Origin of the sequence: Microbacterium sp. H6 (assembly GCF_003314775.1) — a bacterium.
GTDB lineage: Bacteria > Actinomycetota > Actinomycetes > Actinomycetales > Microbacteriaceae > Microbacterium > Microbacterium oxydans.
This window is the reverse complement of sequence record NZ_QOAY01000047.1, coordinates 2372-5483: the sequence shown is the minus strand read 5'-3', so window position 1 is coordinate 5483 and position 3112 is coordinate 2372. Positions and strand designations below refer to the sequence as shown.

Annotated in this window: 4 protein-coding genes and 1 pseudogene; all 5 read left to right on the top strand. The window is 69.5% G+C overall.

All coding sequences use genetic code 11. The features are described 5' to 3' along the window. Positions 1-270 (top strand): annotated as a pseudogene (locus DSP71_RS23010) (ABC transporter ATP-binding protein); the annotation flags it as partial. Position 271: 1 nt separating this feature from the next. Then, entirely contained in the window at positions 272-1027 is a 756-nt protein-coding gene (locus DSP71_RS02870) for an ABC transporter permease (RefSeq protein ID WP_058632493.1), read from the top strand. 28 nt (positions 1028-1055) lie between these two features. Further along, positions 1056-2177 carry a sensor histidine kinase gene (locus DSP71_RS02865; RefSeq protein WP_061017889.1) on the top strand — a complete coding sequence of 374 codons (1122 nt, stop codon included), beginning with the start codon at positions 1056-1058 and terminating at the stop codon, positions 2175-2177. After that, positions 2171-2800: a response regulator transcription factor gene (locus DSP71_RS02860; protein ID WP_061017891.1), complete on the top strand. Its 630-nt coding sequence runs from the start codon at positions 2171-2173 to the stop codon at positions 2798-2800. Before DSP71_RS02865 ends, DSP71_RS02860 begins: the two co-directional genes overlap by 7 nt. 178 nt (positions 2801-2978) lie before the next feature. Next, positions 2979-3112, top strand: a 134-nt coding sequence (locus DSP71_RS23005; RefSeq protein WP_258546238.1) for a GNAT family N-acetyltransferase, incomplete at its 3' end; no start/stop codon positions are given.

The following is a 3112-nucleotide window of genomic DNA, read 5'->3' as shown; positions in this document are numbered from 1 at the left end:
GTCGTCGCCGACGCCCCCACCGCGCTGCTGCGCGCCAGCCTCGGGGAGCGGACGGTGTCCGCCACGGTCGACGACGACCCGACGGCGCTCGTCGCGACGCTGACGTCGACGGAGGGGATCGCGGCTGTGCGTGTGGACGGTGATCGTCTCAGCCTGCGCGCGGCGGACTCCGATGCGGCAGCGCGGATCCTCCTCGCCGGCGGCGCGCACGACCTCGAGATCGCCGCCCCCACCCTCGAAACCGCCTTCACGGCTCTGACGGAGAACTGACATGCTCGTCTCACCCACCATGCTGCGCATCGAAGGCGTCCGCCAGCTGCGCAACCCCTACACTCTCGCGTTCACCCTGGCGATGCCCGTCGCGATGTACCTGCTGTTCGGTGCCGGGATGGGATACGGCTCGCTCTCTGCCGGCCACGGGAACGTCTCGTTCTACGTCATGACCTCGATGGCCGCGTACGGCACCGCTGTCGCGATGAGCTCGCTCACCTCCCTCGCGGCGACCGAGGCGAAGCAGGGGTGGGGACGGCAGCTCGCGATGACCCCGCTCACCACCGCGGGGTATGCGCTGACCAAACTGCTCACTGCCGTGTCCTTCGCCGCGCTCGCCCTGGTCGCGGTGTTCGTGGCAGGGATGATGACCGGTGCTCAGGCCGAGGACGCCTGGCGGTGGGTCGCGACGGCGGGCATCATCCTCGGGATCGGTCTCATGTACGGGCTGTTCGGCCTCGGCGTCGGACTGTTCTTCAGCTCGGACTCGGCCGCGGCGCTCGCTTCCATCTCGATGACGTTCTTCGCGTTCTTCGGCAACGTGTTCATGCCTCTCGACGGCGTGATGCTCGACATCGCCCGGTTCACCCCGCTGTACGGCTTCGTGGCGCTGAGCCGCTGGCCCCTCACCGACGGGGTGCTCACGACGGGGCAGACCGATCCGCTGTGGATGCTGTTCCTCAACGTGGCTGTCTGGCTCGTCCTCTTCGCGCTCCTCGTCGCGATGGGAATGAAGCGCTCGCGGGCGCGGCAGTAGTGGCACGCGGCGACACTAGGTTGGACGGATGACCCCGCACGAGAAGCGCACGACGAGCCGCGCCACGGGAAAGGACCCGTGGGCGCGGTTCGGCTGGCTGATGGCGGTGGTCTGGCTGGTGTTCCTCGTCTACCCCGTGATCGCCCTGCTCGGTTCCGAGGCGCCCCTCGCCTGGGTGGTCGGGGGATGGGTCGCTCTGGTGACGTTCGTCGTGCTGTACGTCACCGGGTTCATGCACGGCATGCGCGGGGGTGGCGGGCTGGGGCGCACCCCCTCGAAGCGGCAGTGGGCCACGTTCGCCGCGCTCATCGTCTGCGCATTGGTCTCGGTGCCGGCCGAAGGCGGATCGGCGCTCAGCTTCCTGCCTTTCATCATGTCGTTCGCGTCCTACGGCCTGACGCGCGTATGGCACTGGATCACGACCATCGCGGCGGTCGCCGTGACGGCGCTCTGCGTGTTCCTGCTCCCGGGCGGGCTGAGCTACCTGTCGGTGCTCGCGATCGTCGCGCTGCTCGGTGTGGTCAACACGGTGTCGACGTGGCTCATCCTGCGTTCGGCCGAGGCGGAGCGGCTCGGTCTGGAACTCGCGACCAGCGAGGGACGTGAAGCCGTGGCCCGCGATGTGCACGATCTGATCGGGCATTCGCTGACGGTGGTGGGTCTCAAAGCGCAGCTGGTGCGGAGACTCATGGACTCCGACCCGGAACGCGCCAGGGCCGAGCTCGCAGACATCGAGCGGTTGACGGCCGAGGCGATCGCCGGAGTGCGCTCGACGGTCGCGGGCGCGCGGGCGACCACCCTGATCGAGCAGCTCGCTTCCTCGCGGGATTCGCTCCGCGCGGCGGACATCGAGCTGCGGGTCGAGGGGGAGCCGGAGGCGCTGTCGCCGGTGCAGGCCATCACGGCGAGCTGGATCCTCCGCGAGGCGACGACCAACGTCCTGCGGCATTCGGGTGCCCGCACCGTGCGGGTCATCCTGTGGCCGGGACGGCTCGCCGTGGAGGACGACGGAGTGGGCATCGGCGCGGGCATCGCCACCGCAGAGGGCAACGGCATCCGCGGCATGCGGGAGCGCGCGGCGGCTGCGGGGGCGGCGTTCGCCCTCGGCTCGACCGAGAAGGACGGAACCCGCGTGGAGGTGACATGGTGACGGCGCCTGACGATGGGTCCATCCGATTGCTGATCGCCGACGATCAGGCGCTCGTGCGTGGTGCGCTCGGTGCGCTGCTCGACCTCGAGCCCGACCTGACCGTGGTCGGCATGGCCTCGGACGGCGCGGAGGCAGTGCGGCTCGCTGAGGAGCTGCACCCCGACGTGTGCCTGATGGACATCCAGATGCCGGGCATGGACGGTGTGGAGGCGACGCGGCGGATCAGACAGGTGAGCACGAGGACGCGCGTCCTCGTGGTGACCACCTTCGCACGCCCGGGCTATCTGCGCTCCGCATTGGACTCCGGGGCGAGCGGATTCATCGTGAAGGACACTCCCGCCGAGACGCTCGCCGACGCCGTCCGCCGCGTGCATTCGGGTTTGCGGGTGCTGGATCCGCAGCTCGCCGCCGACGGCCTGTTCGACGGAGCGAATCCGCTGAGCGACCGGGAACGCCAGGTGCTGCGACTCGCCGCCGACGGACGCTCGGCGGCCGCCATCGCCGCCGAGGTGTTCCTGTCGGCCGGCACCGTGCGCAACCACCTGTCCGCTGCCATCGGCAAGACCGGTGCGGCCAATCGTGCGCAGGCGGTGCGCATCGCGCTCGACAAGGGGTGGATCTGACGCCGAGGCTCGCGGCGGCTCCACATCGCGTCTCGGTGTCCTTGCGGTCTCGGCGTCCATGCACGATCGGCGACTGTGCACGATCGGCGACTGTGCAGTGTCGGTGTCTCTGCGGTGTCGGTGGCCCCGCGTACCGTGGGTGCCGACGGGCGACGGAGCCCGACAGGAGGAGTGCGTGATGGACTGGAAGATCGAACTCATCTTCGTGCCGGTCACCGATGTGGACCGGTCCAAGGAGTTCTACGAGAGGATCGGATTCACCCCCGATCACGACCAGACGCCCGTCGATGGGCTGCGCTTCGTGCAGATGAC

Bases quoted from the DNA above. Each gene is read 5' to 3' on its own strand.
- DSP71_RS02870 (WP_058632493.1), top strand. From the start codon at position 272: ATGCTCGTCTCACCCACCATGCTGCGCATCGAAGGCGTCCGCCAGCTG.
- DSP71_RS02865 (WP_061017889.1), top strand. From the start codon at position 1,056: ATGACCCCGCACGAGAAGCGCACGACGAGCCGCGCCACGGGAAAGGAC.
- DSP71_RS02860 (WP_061017891.1), top strand. From the start codon at position 2,171: ATGGTGACGGCGCCTGACGATGGGTCCATCCGATTGCTGATCGCCGAC.